The following is a 16,827-nucleotide window of genomic DNA, read 5'->3' as shown; positions in this document are numbered from 1 at the left end:
ATACCGTGTTCGATCGCTGGGGGCCGTAACCCGGTTCCTGGTTCAGTGGATCAGTTAATGCAGTCGCGCTGTTACAACGCCCTAGGCGTTATTCACCGCAGAAAAATAACCGGATAGAGCTTTTATCCTCTGTGAAGAAATTTGAATGAATCCGCTCAAGATCCTGACAGCGTCATTTCGCCTGCTATTCCGTAACGCCGGAAGTATCGCGTTGCTGTGCGTTCCACTTCTGGTCGTAGAGATGTTCATAAGAGATATCAGTAGAAGCTTATTGGGTATCGATAACGACTGGGCATGGCAGGCGATAATCGGCACAGTCATCCCGCCGCTCTACACCGGATTGCTGCTGCTCATTCTCGATGCGCGCGGCCGGGACGAGCCACTGGCCAAAGCCGGCTTACTGTCCAAAGTAATACGCCTGTGGCCAGCGCTGGCTGTGCTGTCTGCGCTCGACCAGATACTGATCGTCATTGCCGGTCTGGCGTTCGTTTCGGCTGATACGTGGCTAAAGATCATCCTTGCCACCGTTCAGTTCATCCCTCCCGGGGTATGGGCGGCATTCAAGTGGGCAGTGTTTTTCCTGGCACTGTGGGCAATGATGCGACTGATGTTTAATCAGTGCCTGGTGATATTTCGAGGACTCTCGATAAAAGCATCAATACGCGAAAGTATCATCCTGTCCAGAGGGCTGCTATGGCCGGTAGTGGCTTGCCTTGCGTTACTACTGGCCCCGGTGTTGCTGGCTATTCTTATCGTATTCATTCCGCAGCCCGACTGGGCGGCAGACGTCATGATTGCTCTTCAGCAAGACAGCCCAGCTAGCGTCACGGCCTATTCGATATTCGCGGGTTTTATCCGGCTGTTTACGACCATTGTGGTATTTCGCTTTTTCACAGTGGTCGCCGAACGACCAGTCAATAAGGAGTGATCCGTATGGCGCCTTTGGACATTATAAAATCTTCATTTGGCCTGATACGACAAAATGCCCTGAGCATCGCCGTGTTATGCCTGCCAGTGCTGTTAGTGGAGATGCTTTTAAGACAGCTCATTAGAAGCCAACTGGGGGACGACACTGCGTGGGCCTGGAGCGCGCTGATCAATACAGGCTTTATACCGCTCTACGCGGCATTTGTGATTCTCACTCTGGAAGCCCGCAGCCGCGACGAACAGTTAGGCAAGGCCGAGTTACTGTCCATCGCGCTACGCCGTTGGCCCTATCTGGCGGCGCTTTCAGCGCTCAATGAGTTGCTGTACATACTCGGTGATTTGCCGTTCATGGGGGAGCACGAGTGGAGGCAGCTCATGTTCAATACCTTTGACTACCTGCCTACCCAGTTCTGGCAAACAGTCAGATATTTGCCTTACCCTTTCGCAATCTGGCTGATGATCAGACTGACCCTCTGCCATTGCCTGGTATTGCTGAGGGGTCGTAACTGTGTCGCCGCGATACGTGAGAGTTTTCTCATGATGAAGGGGGAGTTCTGGCGAGTGGTGGGCTGTATCCTGTGGGTATTCATTCCGTATCTACTGGCCACCTATTTTATTATGCTTCAGTGGCCCGGCCTTTATGTCAGTTTGCTCCATGAAGATATTTTAGCCCCCCAACATGGAGCGGCACCCAGCATGATTATGTTATGGAGCGAGAGCTTTGTTTTGAAAATACTGGTCGTGGTGGTGTCATTCCGCCTGTTTACGCTGATAGCGGGTACTCAGACAAGAATGCCTTATCGGTAGGTCCGAGCAACTTCAAGATGTGAGCACTAACGGGACATTCTCCGCTGGCACTCATTTTTCGTCCCCTTACTAACGGACTACAGCTCGATGCGTAAACTTACCGTCTTACCCCTGTTTTTCTTCCCATTGCTTGCGTTACCAGTGTTTGCATCGGCCAGCTGTGCAGACAACATTCGGGGATGGGCCGAGACGCTGCGCCCGGACTTGAAGCTCGACAGCGAGCACGCGGTGTGCAAAATCAATCCGGCCAACTCCAGCCAGGTTCTGGCCGCTCTGCCCTTCGCCGAAAATGTCACCGAGGATGGCCAGGGCGACTATGGCCTCGGTGTAATCGTCGCGAACGCCAGCAATGGCAAGATCATCTCGCAGCACTATCAAGCAGCCGCGATCAGCTCAGACGCCATCTATTTTTCCGGACTGGAACTGGATACTGCCCGTTATCAGTTGGCACCGAAGCTGCGAGCGTTTGGTGTGCGAGTTACCTACGGCGGCTCGTCGCGTCCCAATCCGTTCGAAAGTAAAGTCCTGACCTTGTACGCAGCGCTGCCAGGCGCTCAATTGAAGCCGGTGGTGAGTGGGCTGGAGGTCAAAAGAAGCAACGGTGAATGGGACACTCGTTGTGCTGGCGAATTTACCGAGACGCAGCGCACGATCTCCATCTCGGACAAAAGCAATAAAGGTCTCGCGGCCCTGGAAATCGAGCAGAAAGTCATCGACACCCAGAACCGGCCCAAGGGCGAAGAGTGTGAAAGGATCTCAGCCAAACCGGTGATTACCCGTTTCACGCTGGAATATGACGGCAGCCACTATCCAGTGCCGAAAGAGCTGTCTTCTCTTTGATGAACATCGGCCCCACCCCGAATGGGGCCTTCGCACCCGTTTCGACACGCCATCAGGGCATTTCAGTTCACTCGCCAGTTTCAGCAAACCACTTGAGTTCCCCGGTTCTGTCGATGGTCATGGTCAACATGCAGCCAGCGCCGTTGATCTGGTCCATGGTGCCGCCCGAAAAGTTGTAATACATGAAGCAATTGGCGTCTCGGTATTTGACCCATAACCGTTGCGCATCGCGCAGTTGTGTTTTTTGCTCGTCCGAGAGTGCACCCATCGCGGCTTTGTAGGACTCATTCAGGCGGGCATTCTGTAACGCCAGTTCCTTGTTATTGCAGTCATTCAGATTGGAGGTAATACCTTCAGACTTCTCGACGCACGCATCATATTCCGCAGAGTATTTGTCCTCCGCAGATGCATGCAGGGAGAATACAACGGCGCACAATACAGCCAGGCATCGCATCATGATTTAAATCCGGTTCAATGAGAGGTTTCAGCAATCAAGCTTTTCCCAAAGCCCAAGGCTTTTCAATAGTACAGGTGTAGTATTTCTAATGCGTCGAAAGCCCCTTTATTGTGTCGATCACTATAGAAAGAGGCAGACAGATGAAAAAAAGGATTGGCCTGTGCGTGACAAGCGCCCTTCTCCTTGTCTTGACCCTGCACGCAAATGCCGGAGCCGACGATATTCCGCCCGGCTATTCCGACTTTGGGTTTGCCGAGCGCTGCGACGATGAAAGTGCAAAGTTGACCACGCTCGAGGATATCGCCTGTTCCAGTGACAGCCTGCGAGCCCAGGAAACCAAAATGCTGAATCTGGTCGACGACGTGAGGGCAGAAACCAAAGGGGTCGATGGTGAGACCGGTAAGGCGCTGGACCCCATGGGCGTGCAACAGAAAGAGTGGCGCGATGCCCTGGTCCGCGCGTGCAAGGATGCCGTCTGCCTCTCCGTGGCCTACGCAGCACGCATCGCGGCAATCCACAAAGAATGGTCGGAGGCGCTTTGATGAATACGCTTGCTTATCGGGGAACCCGCAGAGCCGTTCTGCTGGCAATGTCGGTGATCTCGGCCGCCACGTTTTACAGCGCGCCCTCACTCGCCGCAAACACTCAACCACCTGCGCAGGCGAGCATGGCGGCGTGTCCGGCTCAGGATTTCGATGGTTTCCTGAAGCGCTTCGCCAACGACATTGAGGTACAGAAAGCCTTCGTCAGTACGCCTCTGCAGAGCGAGTACATCGATCCTGAGGCTCAACCGGAACCTCGTCCTGTCTCTGAGCTACTGGACAAGTCCCAACTGCAGTTTCCACTGATGCCCAGCGATCAGCAGCAGCACGAGCAAGGTTTGACGCTTGCCAAGCGGCTCAAAGGGACGGATCAGGCATGATCAAACTGACCAAAGCCGACACGGGCTATCAACTCTCATTGTTCTTCAAGCGAGAAGCATGCTGGACGCTTTACCGCATTCAGGATGAGTCGCTGTAATCGATATCCTTGGCGGGTCTTTGGGAAATTACCTATACCGCCCTATTCAAGATTGCATCAGTGTAATAGCGCATAGTACATCCGTACTATTGCGCGACTGATGAGATGAAACTTAACCTGACAGTCATAAACAAACGAATTGTTTCCGTTTGATCAGCAGCAAATTGATACAGTCCTGATGGCGTCTTCTATGCAGACATTGACGGCGGAGCTAAATACCGGCCACACGTGATGTCGACATTGAGGAGACGGCCAACCGTATGAACTCAGTTAAACGCATACGACTCACCTTTCAATATACGGTAGGCCCTGATGACCATACCTTATCTCCCACTGCAGGCATGGAACAAGCACTGGAGACTCAGGGGCGAGTCGGTGTACTGCCAGCATTGTGGTTATTCACAACATCTGATTGATCCACACCCGTTCAAACATGCACCACACTGCCCGCACTCTTCATTGCTTTATCAATCCCCTGGGCGTGAGTTAGGTCAGATCATTGAGCAGAAGATAAAGGCAGGGTTGTTCTGAATAACGGCTGTCCTGAAGATCCCAGTGTCCATCGCTGCAAAAACATAACGTGTTGGAGCGAGGCTTACCGGCGAAGAACGGTAATGCGCTACATCTGACCTACCGAGTCGACTGGTTCGCGGACAAACCTCGCTCCAACAAAAAACCGCTTATCCCAGCAGGCGTCCCACAGGCGCCGAGGCCCCACAATAACGTGGAGCAAACATTGGATCTGTAGGAGCGAGGCTTGCCCGCGAAGAACGATAATGCGGTGCGTCTGACCTACCGAGTCGACTGGTTCGCGGGCAAACCACGCTCCAACTGAAAAACTGCTTATCCCTGCAGTAGAGTCGCCAAGACGCCGCGCGCTCGCGCACCAAACGTAGACCCTGCAAGAGTCTCCCGTTTCTCAGGGAAAAGTCCTGGGACTTGCTCGTACGCCCGGACTCGCCTCCTGCGGTTTGTCTGTCCAGGTCAGCAGTTTTGACAGCGTTCCATAGGGCGCAGCAAAACGCTTGCAGGATGCCTCATCGGTCGCATCAGATAGCCTCGCAGACTGAGTTGCACCGATACGCAGCGCCTTCAACCATTCTTCGGCACGGCGCTTGTCCTGATCAGCCAATGCGTACCGGTTATAGTTCAATTGCGCGTGAGCATTGCGAGTTATGGTGTCAGCGTCAGCCTGATCCAGCACCCGACATAACTGACCGATCATGACCAATCGCTCGATCCGTACAGCGTTCGTGGCTTCGCCCTGCCAGTTTTTCCACGAGAGCAATCGCTGAACATCAGCCGGTATTGTTCCGCCTGACGCGACTGCACTCTGGATGTACCTCATTTCCGGATCTGTCGCGTGCCAGGCAAACCACTCACGTTCCGTGGGGGGCAGCCATTTACCCCATTGGGTAAATAACCGGTCATCCTCAGCACTGCCACCACCAACAGGCGAGCACACAAACGTATTCAGTTGCGAAGGACGGCACTTCCAGGTGGCTTCGCTGAGCGCCCGCTCACTTACGACACTGACAACGCGGGCGGTATTCGCGTCTTTGCCGACAAGGCCAACCAATAACCGTGGCGGCTTTGAATGATCAGCCTGGTTGTCTGGTTTATATTCGCAGACAGTCGTGATCGGCGATAACTTGATGTCAGCGGGTGCACAAGGCAGCTCGTCCAGTTCGGTGACGTCGAACCACAGCTCCATGAAGTCGCGCATTTTACGCGATGTCCACGCAAGATCCTCTGAGCGGAAATCCTCCAGTGCTGCCATGGGATCAATGGGCTGCTCTACGGGCGTCAGCGCCATAGCCGGAGCAAGTGCGCTGCTTAGCCATAGAGTCAAGACACACGCTGTTCTGCGCCGTGCAGTGCCGGGGACGCCCGCAAACATAGTTGATCTCCCACTGTTATTTGCTTAACGAATTATGGTTCTTCGTGTCCTAATAGCTGCGCTATCCGGCTTGACGCTTGGCTCGACACTCTATGTTTTCAAGCCTTGAACCCACCGCAATCCCCTTTCGCTCAAACTGCCCCTGCATGACCTCCAGCGCATATTTGGCAGGCTGCCCGGACAAGTGATAGTCCGCAGAATCCGGCTCCATGTCCTCCATCTTGAACACCCTTCGATCCTCGCCAATGTAAGCGACGGACAAAGGCACCCATGTATTGCGCATCCAGAATGAGAGTGTTCCCGCTGAGTCGTAGGCAAACAGCATCCCGGGGCCCACATCATCGAGATAAGACAGCCCTTTGGATTGCTGCGGCCAGGTACGCGCGACCGGTACGCCAGCAAGCTTGATGTTTCCGGTGAATGTCAGGTCGCACAGCTCTGTTATTTCGGCTGCCGTAGCCAGTGGTGCGTTCAGCGCACCTGTCAGCAGCAAAGCAGTCGCTGCCCTGAGAGCTGCAGTTTTCAAAGCGGAAGCAATCATCAAATGTCACGGCTTCGGCAGATATATTATCTGGACCGGCGTGTTGGGTTTTGTGTACGACCCCGTGGGATCCACGTTCGGTTTCAAACCCGGGTACCACGCCCTGAACTGTGTGTCCGATAGCCATTCAAGTTGCAACTGTTCGACTGCCAATCCGGGCGGGCCCGCTTTGAATCCTGTGAGGGACTTCACCGCTGAATGGCATTCTTCCCCTACGCCCACTTCGAGAATGCTGACCTCCAGTTGCTCGCCCCACGTAATGGATCCGGTCTCAGGACAGCTTCGAACCTGGGCGTGATATTTGCCATTGGGTGAAGGAAGATCGTAAACGATTTTGTCGGGCCCGCAGGCTGTCAGCAGGACAGACGATGCGAGTAAAAACAGGGCAGTCTTCTTCACGGTGCTACTCCAGATTCAATCAAGCGCAACATTTAATTTTTTTTGTACCTCGGCTGAGTACATTCCGTGAATACCAGATTACATTCTGATTTTTTGGCATTGCGCTTACAGTAGCCCATCGACTTCTCTTGCGCCGTCAAGGGATCGTCAGCGGTGAAAACAGCATTTACGTTCCCGTCTTCTGACTGGACCGCTGCCACGCACTGATCGGAATAGGTCGCGACGAGAAAGCAATCCGTAGCGCCCGCTGATTCGCACCTGCCAAGAACATCCTGTTTGGCGTAGTCCGCGCTTTGCTGTTTAGTGGTCGTCCAGACCTTGTCGAGTTGGTCCGAGGTCATGACCGCGCCCCAGGTACTGACCCACTCTCCGGATTTCGATCCTGAAGTATCGGAGTCAGGCCCACATGCAACGAGCAGCGCGATTGACGACAGTAACACACAGCGTTGCACGTTATTCATTCAGTGTCCTTACAGCGGTAGCAAACGAGATGAAAGAAAAATTGAACAGCACGTCGAATAAATGAATCAGTGAAAAACTGTATGACACATAGAGCTATTTTACAGTGCAGTATTCGCGGGCCTGAGACCTCAACCCTGAACTAACCATTACTCAGCCAGCTTACACACAAGACAATCTTTTTTGAGTTCACCACTTCCAAAAAAAGGGTCCATGAAACCACAGTTCTCCACTTCGTAATCCACTACGATGTCTTGAGGGTCAGCCACGACCTTGACGTAGCAGTGTTCCGTCCACGTATTCTGTTGGTATTGATCTGTAATCTGAAGATACCCTGCGCTCCGGTCATGAGTAGACCCCATGTACTTGTTTTCTGAAAACGTACCCTTATACCGACTCCAGTAATAAGCGGTGTTATCCGGATTTTTACGGTCAGGCTGTACAGCGCTAGGCTCGCCCATCAGAGGCGCAAGTTTTGCGATGGCCTCATTGACATCTTTACCCTGGGCATCTTTTACACTACTGAGCTCCTGACTAGGGATCGAAGTACACCCCACCAATGAAGACAGCAGCGCGGCGACAAGCGCATGTTTTGTGGCTGCGCTTTTTAAAACTCTGAAAGCGGCTGGCTGGGCGGAAAGCTTTACTGTCGGCTCAGACCTTTCATTCATCATGCTTGTCATACACCGTCTCGTTCAAAATTACTGGAATGGGTGGAATCGTGAAAAAATCATATTCGACACTCTGAAGTTTTTCGATAGTACAGGTGTACTATCCGCTTACTCGTCGTGGCCAACGCCTAGTAATCAGAGCGGGATAGTTTGTGTTGCCATTGCCAGTAAGTTAACGGGTACTACTCCAGCAAAAGACGCCGGGCGAGCCCTTCGATATACGCTTCATCCTGACCATTGGGATGCGCCTCGAACGCCAGGTGCAGATACTCGTGGGTCAGGTCGAGACGGTCTTGAAGCGACAGCACGCCGCGTACGTAGATCCGGTTGCGTTCGCGGTCGACATGGGGATTACCGAAGGCCACACGGCATACGGCAAACGTACTGACTTCGTTGTAACCCACCTCCCCTTCGAGCCGTTGACGCCAGACCCGGCGCTGTTTTTGCAGCCACTCCTGAGCGTCGGGCAATGCTGTGCAGGACGCGACCGGATTGTCCCAGCGACTGAGGCTTGCGCGTGGATAGGCGTGGGACAGGATGGCGTCGTAACGCTGGCCCGCGTTGGCTTGTTCTACCGCTTGCTCCCAGGACAATTTGTCGGCATCCGGTTGCGTCAAGTGATAGGTGACATTAGTGCCCACGAGGATCAGGTCGCTGGTCAACGCGGCTATACCGCGTGATTCGGCATTCGCCGGGCGCGGCGCTACGCGCTGTCGGTTGCTGCTGTCATCGATAGTCAGACATTCACCCGTGCGGCCGGCGTTTTGCAGGAGGTAAGTGCGAATCGCGACGGCCAGCGCCTTGGCGGCCTCGGCGGGCTCTGCCCTGGCTTCGCGTTGCAGCACACGCGCCACATATTCTTCGCGGTCCAGCCGGGCGACGAGTTTGTCTTTCACCAGAAAGAGTTCGCCGTCGCTGTGGATGTCCAGTTGGTTGCCATTCAAAAACTCGACGCGATAGTCGCCCAGCAAGGGGCCTGACTCACCGGCGCGGCCCGCCTTGAGCACGTACCCGATCGGGTAACGTGAAAACAGGTCGACCTCCACGCAACGTCCCGGCTCGGCGGGCCAGCCTGCGGGCAGGACCGACGCCAGGGCCTCGCTGTAATTGCGCAAGACCGTCTGGCTGGTGCCGCGCCCCTGCGCCCAGATGGGCGTGCCATCCACGGTCCAGCCGGCAAAGCCGCCCTCCCGTTGCGCAGCGGCGTCGTCGGCAAACCAGCTCCAGGTTTTGATCCGCAGAAGGCCAGCCAACGTGCCAACGACATTGTTGTCCACCGCACCCAGCACCACATCAAGCAGCACCCGTCGCGCCTGATCCTGTGCCGGAAGCGTGCCCAGAGTTTCCAGCAATTGCGCCACGGGAACCTGGGTTTGCGGCTGCAGTGTGGAAGTGCTGAGCAGCCATGGCGGTGCTTTGCGCGCTTGCCAATAAGCTCGCCAGTCCGACTCGGAGATGCCGAGACGCTGAGGCTCAAAATACAAGCCACAGGATTTCACCAATGCCTGATCGCGACCGATGCTGCCACCGGCCGTGCAGCAATAAACTTCTTCCTTGGACTGCCCTCGACACTCATAGGCGGGCTCGGTGGCGCCGGTGTCTACCAACCAGGCGTAGACAAACAACTTCCACAGACTGCCCAGCGGGGCCTGTAAATCAGCGGGCAGCGGTGCTCGCGAAACCAGCCCGGTGCGGTTTAGGGACAACAGCTCTCCCTTCAACGCCACCTGAATCGGGTCCTCCTGCGCCGAGGCCAGCGCAGGGAGTAGAAACAGCACCAGCCAGAGCCAGCGTGAACGCACGTCAATTGACCTTGATCTGGCCGTATGCAGGTTTCTGCTCAAGGGTTTGGTGCTGAGGTGCGTAGACCTGGGTGAAGCGCACTGGCGGCAGATTGAACTGGCCTTTTTGCGAGAAACGCACCAGATGCCGCATGCGCAACTCACCGCTCAAGGCATCCACCGGAATCGCGTAGCCCAGCTGGCCCGGCTCGAAGCGCGCTTTCTCAAGCGCCGCCGCTTCCGTGCCCGCCTTACCCTGGAGTTTGATACCCCAGGTCGTTTGCTCGATATCAGCGCCGGGCGGCAATGGCACTTCGATCATGCCGTAGCGCAGTGGCTTGGCAGCCTTACTGGTAATGATGACTTCATCCAGATAGAGGCTGTCACTGGACAGCGGTTTGCCGTCCACGGCTTCGAGGCTGAAGGTGAACGCTTCAGTGCCCGGCACAAGACGAGAAAGTCGGCGAGTGACGGTCACAGGCATTGGCTCCACCGCAGGCTGTCGGGTCTGGTAGCTGAGCAACGCACGCAGAGGGCGTTCCTGGGCTCCGGCCAATGACAACGATGAAGGGACGGGATTGGCACCTTCCCATGTCCAGTACATTTCACCGCTGGCACCGTAGCGCTTCTTCCAGCCTTCGCCTGGCGCCAGCGCGATAGTCGGCGACGCCTGCTCGATGCTGCGCTGCAACCAGCTCAACGCCAGAGCACGCTCAAGGGTTGATTGCTGAGGCAGTAAACGCTGCAACAACGCACGCGCACGTTCTTGATCGAAAGCTTTGAGCGACAGGTTCAAGGCTTCGGCGAATGGCTCGGAGCTGACATCCAGACGCTGCTGGGCACCCGGCAACTGGCGACTGAACGCCTCTGGGATGATCACCTTGTTCTGCCTGGCCAGCGAAGCCGTCATGACCCGCGCGGCTGCGAGGCCCAAAGCAGAATCCGGAGCATTCATGACGATGCTGCCCTCATCCATGTCCATCACATTGGCCTGAGCACCCTCGCCGGCTTTAGCCAGGTCATCCATCAAGCCACTGAGCAGCGTATTGACCGGCAATTGCATTTGTCTGGCAAACGAGAGGATCAGCGCGCGTTGCAACAGCGGCGTTTTACCGGCCTGCTTCGCATAGACATTCAGCACGCGTTGCCAGTGCTCGGGCGGCAGCGACAATTCCAGCGCCTTGCTCGCGTGCCAGTCGGCATAGTAAGCGTAAGCCGTGAGGAACGCGTCCGGCTCACCGCCGTAGCCCCACCAGTTAAAGCTTGCCGACGGCCCCGCCAGATGCACCAGACGTAAACGGCTGTTTTGCATGATCAAGCGCAAGCGGTCTCTGATTTGCGGATCAGATGACAGTACTGGATACGCCATGCCCAGTGGCAGCAAACGGCTGGCTATCTGCTCGACACCGCCATAGGGGTAGCTCAGCAGATCATCCAGTGCCGAGCGGAACAACGCTTGTGAGCTGTCATCCAGACGCAGTCGAATGGCGGTGGCATCGGCTGGCAAGGTCAGCGGTGTATCGCCACTGACCGCGTCCAGACTCTGGCTCTGCGTGACCTGCCAGCCCTCACCAGTGGCGGTCAGGCTTACGGCCAGCGCATCAGCAGTTTTACCGTCCTGCACCAACTCGGCCTTCCACTCGCCGCTTGCGAGGGAGAATGCAGGCAATGCGATGTAGTTGATGCCTTTGTTCAAGGTCACCGGTATGCGCTGCTCGGCTCCCGCGTAGTGGGTCACGAGTTCTGACTTGACCGGCTGGTCGGCCTGGCTGAACGCGAACACGCCGAGATCCGGTTTATCTCCGGCGCGGAATCGGGTTGGCCCGCTCCATTTCAGGTACAACGGTTTTTCCGAGCGCACGAATTGCTTTTTCTGACCGACCTGCCCTGTTTGATCGATGGCCCTGGCAGTGATGCGCCAGCGAGTCAGCGAGTCCGGCATTTTGAAAGTGAAGCGCACTTTGCCGTTTGCATCGGTCACCAGTTCAGGCTCCCACGCAGCGGTGTCAACGTCCTCACGGCGTGGCCGCTCCAGCACTTTAACGCTGCGATCACTGCGATTGGCCTTGCCGGGCGCGGTCGGGCTGCCGGGCAACGCGACGTCGTAGCTGATGAAGGACAAGCTGGCACTGGTGCGTACATTGTTGCGGCGCGGGTGGTGGAAGAACTGGTCGATGGCAGGCGCAATTTCCGGCTGCAGTGCATAGATCATCTCGTCGACCACGCTGACCGTCAGATGCGCGGGAATCGGCTTGCCTGCGAACTGAGTCGTCAGGTCAACGGACACAGTGTCGCCCGGCCGATAAGCGTCTTTGTCGGTGGCGATGACTACGTCGATCTGCGGTGCAACGACCTTGATCCCGGCGTTCTGGAAGCTGTACTGCCCGCCTTTGGTGTACAGCACCGAAAAGGTCAGATTCGGGGCGAAGTTATCCTTCACGGCAATTCGCGCCCGGTACTGGGTATCGTTGAGCTTTTCCAGCTTCAACCAGTCGCCGCCCTTGGACAGCAACGCCGTGGCTTCAACCTTGTCGCGCTCCAGAGACAGCAACGCATCGCTGACGGGCTCAGGGAAGGTGATCAGCGCAGTAGCTTCGTCGCCGACGGTGTACTCGGGCTTGTCGAAAATGACTTCAACAGTACCCGCTACCGCCTTCACGCCGTCACCGCTCACCGAATGGCCGGTGGCCCCCAACAACCGACCGCTTTCATCCATCAACGTCAGGTTGTAAGTGCCTGGTTGCTGAAAGGTCACGCTGAAACCTTCATTCCCCGCGACGAGTTTGTCACCGCCGCTGGTCTGGTCCTCCAGTCGTACCCATTTATAGCTGGCAGGTGTCACCGAGCGGGTTTGCTCGCTGCCACCTTCGTTCGAATAGCCGAAGACAACCTTTTCACCCACAGCACTGAACCGTTGCGGGGCGGTAATCCGGTAGCTGGCGGCGCCCCGGTCAATCAGGATTTCTTTCGTGGTCCGGACACGATACGCCGCACCGTCACTGGCAAACACGGTGAGCATGTAGCGGCTAGGGCTGAACGCCGGCGGCAGGTCCAGCGTCGCATTACCCTTCGCGTCAGTGGTGAGTTCGGCGCTCTTCAATTCCACCGGAAACTGCCCGAGGTATTGCAGCTCATTATCGACAGTCGACAGCTGCTGGGCGCGCAAGCTGAGGGTCAGCTTTGCATTCGCCACCGGCTTGCCATCGGGATAGAGCAAGGTCAGGTTGCCTTTCACCGGTTCGTTGATGCTGTAGTCCTGTTTAGCGAGGTTCAGGGCTATCTCAAAGTGCGGCTTGATGTACTCCGCTACGCGAAACGCGCTGCTGTAGGCCTGATCCTTGTACCTGAAACGCACTTCGTAACCACCGGCAACGGCATTGTCCGGAAGCTGAAAACGGCCTTGGGCGCCCGCCTTCGAATCAAGCTTCAGGGCCAGCGACTGCAGCGCAGTACCGGTGGCATCGAGGATGGTCACGTCAACATCGGCAGCGGCTGGCGCCACGGAATCGCGGGCATTCTTGAACTCCCGCCCGACGATCTTCAACGAGACCCAGTCTCCAGGGCGGTATAGCGGCCGGTCAGTGAACGCGAAGAGTTTGGTGTCGTAGATCTCGCTGTCGTAATAGAAATTCTCTGCAACGAAAACACCGCCCTCCTGGTCTTCACCGATCACGAATGAGCGTTCGGGGCTGACGTGTTTCAGTCTGAGCAAACCCTGCGCATCAGTCGCGCCGCTGCTCATGACGCCCAGGCCGTCGGTCCAGAGCACATTGACCTTCTCGGCCGGGCTGCCTTCGTTTTTGCGGGCAGCCCACACCAGAAGCTCATCACCGGCAACTTTGCTCACCGCAACGGTATTGGAGACGAACACCATGGTCGTGGCGCGGTACTTGCCGATCAGCGCCTCCACGAGATACAGCCCGGGCTTTAACTTGCCAAGCGGGATGTAGACGTTACCGGGCACGACTTTGATGAACTTGCTGGACGAGCCGTTCAGGTCAACACCAGCCGGTGGCTGGATCGGTTTTGCTTCCCAGATCGGGTAACGGAACTGACTCACCACCGGCAAGCCGGGGATCAGTGCGAACTGCGCTTGGGCCTCGTAGGGTGTAGGCGCAGCCATGGCGTTACCCATCTTCAGCTCAGGCACTTCCTCGGTGACCTGCTTGCGGGACTCATAGGAAAACGCACGCTGCATGACGCGTCGGGACTGGCGATACCAGCTGTCCCAGAGATACGCGAGGGTGTTGGAAAGCCCTTCGCCCCTGAACTGTCCGTCACTGACCACGCGGTGCAGGTTTTTCTGGCGCTTGAGGAAGTCCATGGGTTTGTCGATGCGATACACGCGGATATCCGCGCCGCCGTAAGGCTGCATGCGGAACCGGCGATAGTCACGGCCCGGAGCTTCCAGGCGTACTTTGGCCTGCTCATCGCTGGAAAAACTGCTGTCCGCCAGTAGAAAAAAGCTTTCTCCCGGTACTGCGCTATAGCCGCTTGGCTCGACGCTGTCGTCGGCGTTGACGCTGGTCATAGGCAGCAACAGTGCCAGCGACAATGTAATCAGAGAGCAAATACGCGGCATGCGGGCACCGATCATTGGGAGAGAAAGTTGAGTCGATAGACGCCGATGAAATTCGGGTTGGCAGCGTCGGGTATCCATCGGGTGTCCTTCCATGTCATGAGTTGCTGCAGGCTTGCCGAGCGCATGCCGTTGTCAGTGGGTGTCGTGGTGCCGGTGTGATAAGCGATGTAGCGGCCCATCCAGATCATCAGGTGCTGGTCGTCGCCCTGATCGAAAAACATCAGGTCACCGGGTCGGGCCTGAGCCATGTCGCGCCCTACCAGATGACTGTTGAACTGAATCAGTTTGATCGCATTCACGTAGGGGCCGGTTTGTCCGTCGCCTTGCTGCCATTGCTGGGCGAGCCCTCGCTGAGCGTCGCTCAGTTGCATCTCCGGCGGCAGGTAACGATTGGACAAGCCATTGCTGCGCAGCCATTTGTCGTCGTGAACCTTCAGTGCTTCATTGCTGGCAAAGCGCACCAGGCCCGCGCAATCCTGCTGATACCAGCGTGGGCTGGGCCCTTGGGCCAGTTGCTCTTGAGCAATACGTACGAACCAGGCACGAAATACCTGAGACTGCTGCGCGTCGAGCGCTGGAATCTGACTGGCAAATGCTGGGCTGCCGAACAAGATGGCCAGCAGAGCAAGGCCTCGACCCAGAGCAATCACAGCGGCTTCCACTCCAATTGCAACCACTGCCATTGACCATCAGGCTCAGTACCTTGGGGCAGCGTCAGCGCGTACTTGCCGTACCCACCGAGTTTCTGCAATTTCGGGATCAGATGCGTCTGCGCGGCGTTGTAAAAAACCGGTTCCATGTCCTTGGGCAGACTGCCCAGGGTTTCTTGCTGCAGAAGTTGCGCGATGGCCCCCGGGTTGAAATACATCGGGACCAGTTGATCGCCGGGCAGCACGTCGGCCAGCGGCGGGAAACGTTTGTCGAGGGTGCCCACGGCTTTGTCCAGGAGTTGGTCGTCCAGGGAGAACAGCAGTGTCGAACCGTGCCGCGCCAGACTGACCTTCATGAACGCATTGCCGCTGACCGCATCAGGGTTTTCCGCCTCTCTGGCCAGATACGGACCAAAACGGGTGCTGACTTGTCGCTGCCACTGATGAGTATCGCCCTGCTGCTTCTCGACCACCGGGAACACATGACCTTCGGCATTGGCCTCGTAGGAGCCGACCATGGAACCGAACAGCTTGCCGAGATCACCGTCCAGGCTGGCGCTGTTCTTGTCGTTCAGATGAGCAACCAGCAACGGCGTGTACAAACGCGAATCGGCATACCAGCAAAGACCCGCTGCATCAGAGATGTGCGCAGTGAGCGCCTGTGCAACCGGCTCTTCTGCTCCGAGCTTTATCAGCAATGGTTTTTGTTGCGCGGCCGCAAGGGGCAAGGCCACACAGGCGCTGGCACCGATGGGCATCGCCTGCCAGATCGGCTTGAAATCAAAGCCTGGCTGATGTTCGGTTTCGTTCATCGCCAGAAAGCTGTGCCAGCCCTTCTCGTCCATTTCGAAACGCAGGCCAGCGAAGTTCGGAATGAAGCGCTGATACCCCATGGCAAGAACACTGGCGTTGACCGACAGCCGTTGCTTGACCTGCGGCGCGCGTGGCTGCAGCCCAAATGCTTCGGTGAACAATTTTTCGCCACTGAGTAATGCGGCCAGGGCTTCGGGCGAAATGCTGCCCGACTCCGGGGCGGACTTTCCGAGTTCCTGGCCCAAAGGCTGACTCAGGGTGGAGGGTTCCCTTTCATAGGTGGACGAATCACGCCCCGCGATTTTGTTCGGATTTGACACCACCACCAGCTTGTCGCCATAGGAGGCGAACGCCAGCGACTTGCTGGCGTTGTAATTCAAAAGATAGAGCGGCACCTCATCGGAACCGATCTTCACCACACCGATTTCACTCAGCTGCGGGTCATAGAGCACTTTGAGCAACTGTTCCAGCATCTTGGCCATGCCACCTCGATCCATGACCATAAGAAAGTCTTTGAGGCGCCCGTCCTTGCCGCGCCACAGTGCGATGTCCGCAGGTTGATCGAGGAGTTGCTCAATCAGGGTGTCCTGCAATGTCAGGTCATATTCGTAGATGATTCTGCGCAGGCTACCGATCAATCCAAGGCGATCAGTATGGGTTTCGTAATAGAAAACGAAATCTTCGGTGAGTGTGTCTTTCAGGAACGGCACCGCCAGCAAATCCTTGGGCAACTGGCTCAAGGATGTTGTTTCCAGCAAACCATCCGGTCGGCTCAAGTGCAGTTTGTCACTGGCAATTTCGACCATCGGCCCCTTGGGTTTGAGCATCAGCCAACCCATTGCACCGGCAACACCGGCGACCACACACAGTCCGCCCAACAGCAATGGCCAGCGTCGGACAGGTTTTACGACGGGCGTGCCGGTTGGCTCGGAAGTCGCTGAAGTCGAGTTATCGCTCATGTTCACAAAACCCAATTCATC

General features: G+C 56.4%; 15 protein-coding genes. 5 read left to right on the top strand and 10 right to left on the bottom strand.

Annotated features, from left to right (window positions below; all coding sequences use genetic code 11):
• Window positions 1–145 precede the first annotated feature (145 nt).
• From K3169_RS15205 to K3169_RS15195, 3 genes are all read left to right on the top strand, one after another.
• Window positions 146–928 (top strand): hypothetical protein, encoded by a 783-nt coding sequence (locus K3169_RS15205; protein ID WP_049826887.1) that lies wholly within the window; start codon window positions 146–148, stop codon window positions 926–928.
• Window positions 929–933: 5 nt separating this feature from the next.
• A complete protein-coding gene (locus tag K3169_RS15200; RefSeq protein ID WP_263267054.1) occupies window positions 934–1,734 on the top strand; it encodes a hypothetical protein in 801 nt (266 codons plus the stop codon).
• Between the two features lie 87 nt (window positions 1,735–1,821).
• Window positions 1,822–2,574: a hypothetical protein gene (locus tag K3169_RS15195; RefSeq protein ID WP_122395239.1), complete on the top strand. Its 753-nt coding sequence runs from the start codon at window positions 1,822–1,824 to the stop codon at window positions 2,572–2,574.
• 67 nt (window positions 2,575–2,641) lie between these two features.
• Here K3169_RS15195 and K3169_RS15190 read toward each other — a convergent pair whose 3' ends face one another.
• A complete protein-coding gene (locus K3169_RS15190; RefSeq protein ID WP_027899973.1) occupies window positions 2,642–3,031 on the bottom strand; it encodes a lysozyme inhibitor LprI family protein in 390 nt (129 codons plus the stop codon).
• 140 nt (window positions 3,032–3,171) lie between these two features.
• Here K3169_RS15190 and K3169_RS15185 point away from each other — a divergent pair, with 140 nt between their 5' ends.
• Both K3169_RS15185 and K3169_RS15180 read left to right on the top strand, forming a co-directional pair.
• On the top strand, window positions 3,172–3,573 hold the full coding sequence (locus K3169_RS15185) for a hypothetical protein (RefSeq protein ID WP_263267053.1): 402 nt from the start codon (window positions 3,172–3,174) through the stop codon (window positions 3,571–3,573).
• Complete coding sequence (locus tag K3169_RS15180) at window positions 3,573–3,953, top strand: hypothetical protein (RefSeq protein WP_263267052.1); 381 nt, start codon at window positions 3,573–3,575, stop codon at window positions 3,951–3,953. Before K3169_RS15185 ends, K3169_RS15180 begins: the two co-directional genes overlap by 1 nt.
• Window positions 3,954–4,970: 1,017 nt before the next feature.
• On the opposite strand, the gene K3169_RS15175 is transcribed toward K3169_RS15180, so the two are convergent.
• From K3169_RS15175 to K3169_RS15135, 9 genes are all read right to left on the bottom strand, one after another.
• Window positions 4,971–5,903: a hypothetical protein gene (locus K3169_RS15175; RefSeq protein WP_263267051.1), complete on the bottom strand. Its 933-nt coding sequence runs from the start codon at window positions 5,901–5,903 to the stop codon at window positions 4,971–4,973.
• 109 nt (window positions 5,904–6,012) lie between these two features.
• The gene (locus K3169_RS15170; RefSeq protein ID WP_122395242.1) at window positions 6,013–6,492 is read right to left on the bottom strand and encodes a DUF192 domain-containing protein; all 480 of its coding nucleotides are present in this window, start codon (window positions 6,490–6,492) and stop codon (window positions 6,013–6,015) included.
• 6 nt (window positions 6,493–6,498) lie between these two features.
• Window positions 6,499–6,891, bottom strand: coding sequence for a hypothetical protein (locus K3169_RS15165; RefSeq protein WP_122395243.1), 393 nt, complete (start codon window positions 6,889–6,891; stop codon window positions 6,499–6,501).
• A gap of 32 nt (window positions 6,892–6,923) precedes the next feature.
• Window positions 6,924–7,352: a DUF4189 domain-containing protein gene (locus tag K3169_RS15160; protein WP_122395244.1), complete on the bottom strand. Its 429-nt coding sequence runs from the start codon at window positions 7,350–7,352 to the stop codon at window positions 6,924–6,926.
• Between the two features lie 147 nt (window positions 7,353–7,499).
• Window positions 7,500–8,033, bottom strand: coding sequence for a hypothetical protein (locus tag K3169_RS15155; protein ID WP_122395245.1), 534 nt, complete (start codon window positions 8,031–8,033; stop codon window positions 7,500–7,502).
• 170 nt (window positions 8,034–8,203) lie between these two features.
• Window positions 8,204–9,823, bottom strand: a complete 1,620-nt coding sequence (locus tag K3169_RS15150) for a DUF2300 domain-containing protein (RefSeq protein ID WP_263267050.1) — start codon at window positions 9,821–9,823, stop codon at window positions 8,204–8,206.
• A gap of 1 nt (window position 9,824) precedes the next feature.
• Window positions 9,825–14,399, bottom strand: coding sequence for an alpha-2-macroglobulin family protein (locus K3169_RS15145; protein ID WP_263272301.1), 4,575 nt, complete (start codon window positions 14,397–14,399; stop codon window positions 9,825–9,827).
• On the bottom strand, window positions 14,396–15,067 hold the full coding sequence (locus K3169_RS15140; protein WP_411567000.1) for a DUF1175 domain-containing protein: 672 nt from the start codon (window positions 15,065–15,067) through the stop codon (window positions 14,396–14,398). Before K3169_RS15140 ends, K3169_RS15145 begins: the two co-directional genes overlap by 4 nt.
• Window positions 15,031–16,806, bottom strand: coding sequence for a DUF2138 domain-containing protein (locus K3169_RS15135; protein WP_263267049.1), 1,776 nt, complete (start codon window positions 16,804–16,806; stop codon window positions 15,031–15,033). Before K3169_RS15135 ends, K3169_RS15140 begins: the two co-directional genes overlap by 37 nt.
• Between the last annotated feature and the right edge of the window lie 21 nt (window positions 16,807–16,827).

Origin of the sequence: Pseudomonas phytophila, assembly GCF_025643095.1 — a bacterium.
Lineage (GTDB): Bacteria > Pseudomonadota > Gammaproteobacteria > Pseudomonadales > Pseudomonadaceae > Aquipseudomonas > Aquipseudomonas quasicaspiana.
Note: the sequence above shows the minus strand (reverse complement) of the source record. Positions and strands in the feature narration are given on the sequence as shown.

Bases quoted from the DNA above. Each gene is read 5' to 3' on its own strand.
- K3169_RS15205 (WP_049826887.1), top strand. From the start codon at position 146: ATGAATCCGCTCAAGATCCTGACAGCGTCATTTCGCCTGCTATTCCGT.
- K3169_RS15200 (WP_263267054.1), top strand. From the start codon at position 934: ATGGCGCCTTTGGACATTATAAAATCTTCATTTGGCCTGATACGACAA.
- K3169_RS15195 (WP_122395239.1), top strand. From the start codon at position 1,822: ATGCGTAAACTTACCGTCTTACCCCTGTTTTTCTTCCCATTGCTTGCG.
- K3169_RS15190 (WP_027899973.1), bottom strand. From the start codon at position 3,031: ATGATGCGATGCCTGGCTGTATTGTGCGCCGTTGTATTCTCCCTGCAT.
- K3169_RS15185 (WP_263267053.1), top strand. From the start codon at position 3,172: ATGAAAAAAAGGATTGGCCTGTGCGTGACAAGCGCCCTTCTCCTTGTC.
- K3169_RS15180 (WP_263267052.1), top strand. From the start codon at position 3,573: ATGAATACGCTTGCTTATCGGGGAACCCGCAGAGCCGTTCTGCTGGCA.
- K3169_RS15170 (WP_122395242.1), bottom strand. From the start codon at position 6,492: ATGATTGCTTCCGCTTTGAAAACTGCAGCTCTCAGGGCAGCGACTGCT.
- K3169_RS15160 (WP_122395244.1), bottom strand. From the start codon at position 7,352: ATGAATAACGTGCAACGCTGTGTGTTACTGTCGTCAATCGCGCTGCTC.
- K3169_RS15155 (WP_122395245.1), bottom strand. From the start codon at position 8,033: ATGACAAGCATGATGAATGAAAGGTCTGAGCCGACAGTAAAGCTTTCC.
- K3169_RS15145 (WP_263272301.1), bottom strand. From the start codon at position 14,399: ATGATCGGTGCCCGCATGCCGCGTATTTGCTCTCTGATTACATTGTCG.
- K3169_RS15140 (WP_411567000.1), bottom strand. From the start codon at position 15,067: ATGGCAGTGGTTGCAATTGGAGTGGAAGCCGCTGTGATTGCTCTGGGT.
- K3169_RS15135 (WP_263267049.1), bottom strand. From the start codon at position 16,806: ATGAGCGATAACTCGACTTCAGCGACTTCCGAGCCAACCGGCACGCCC.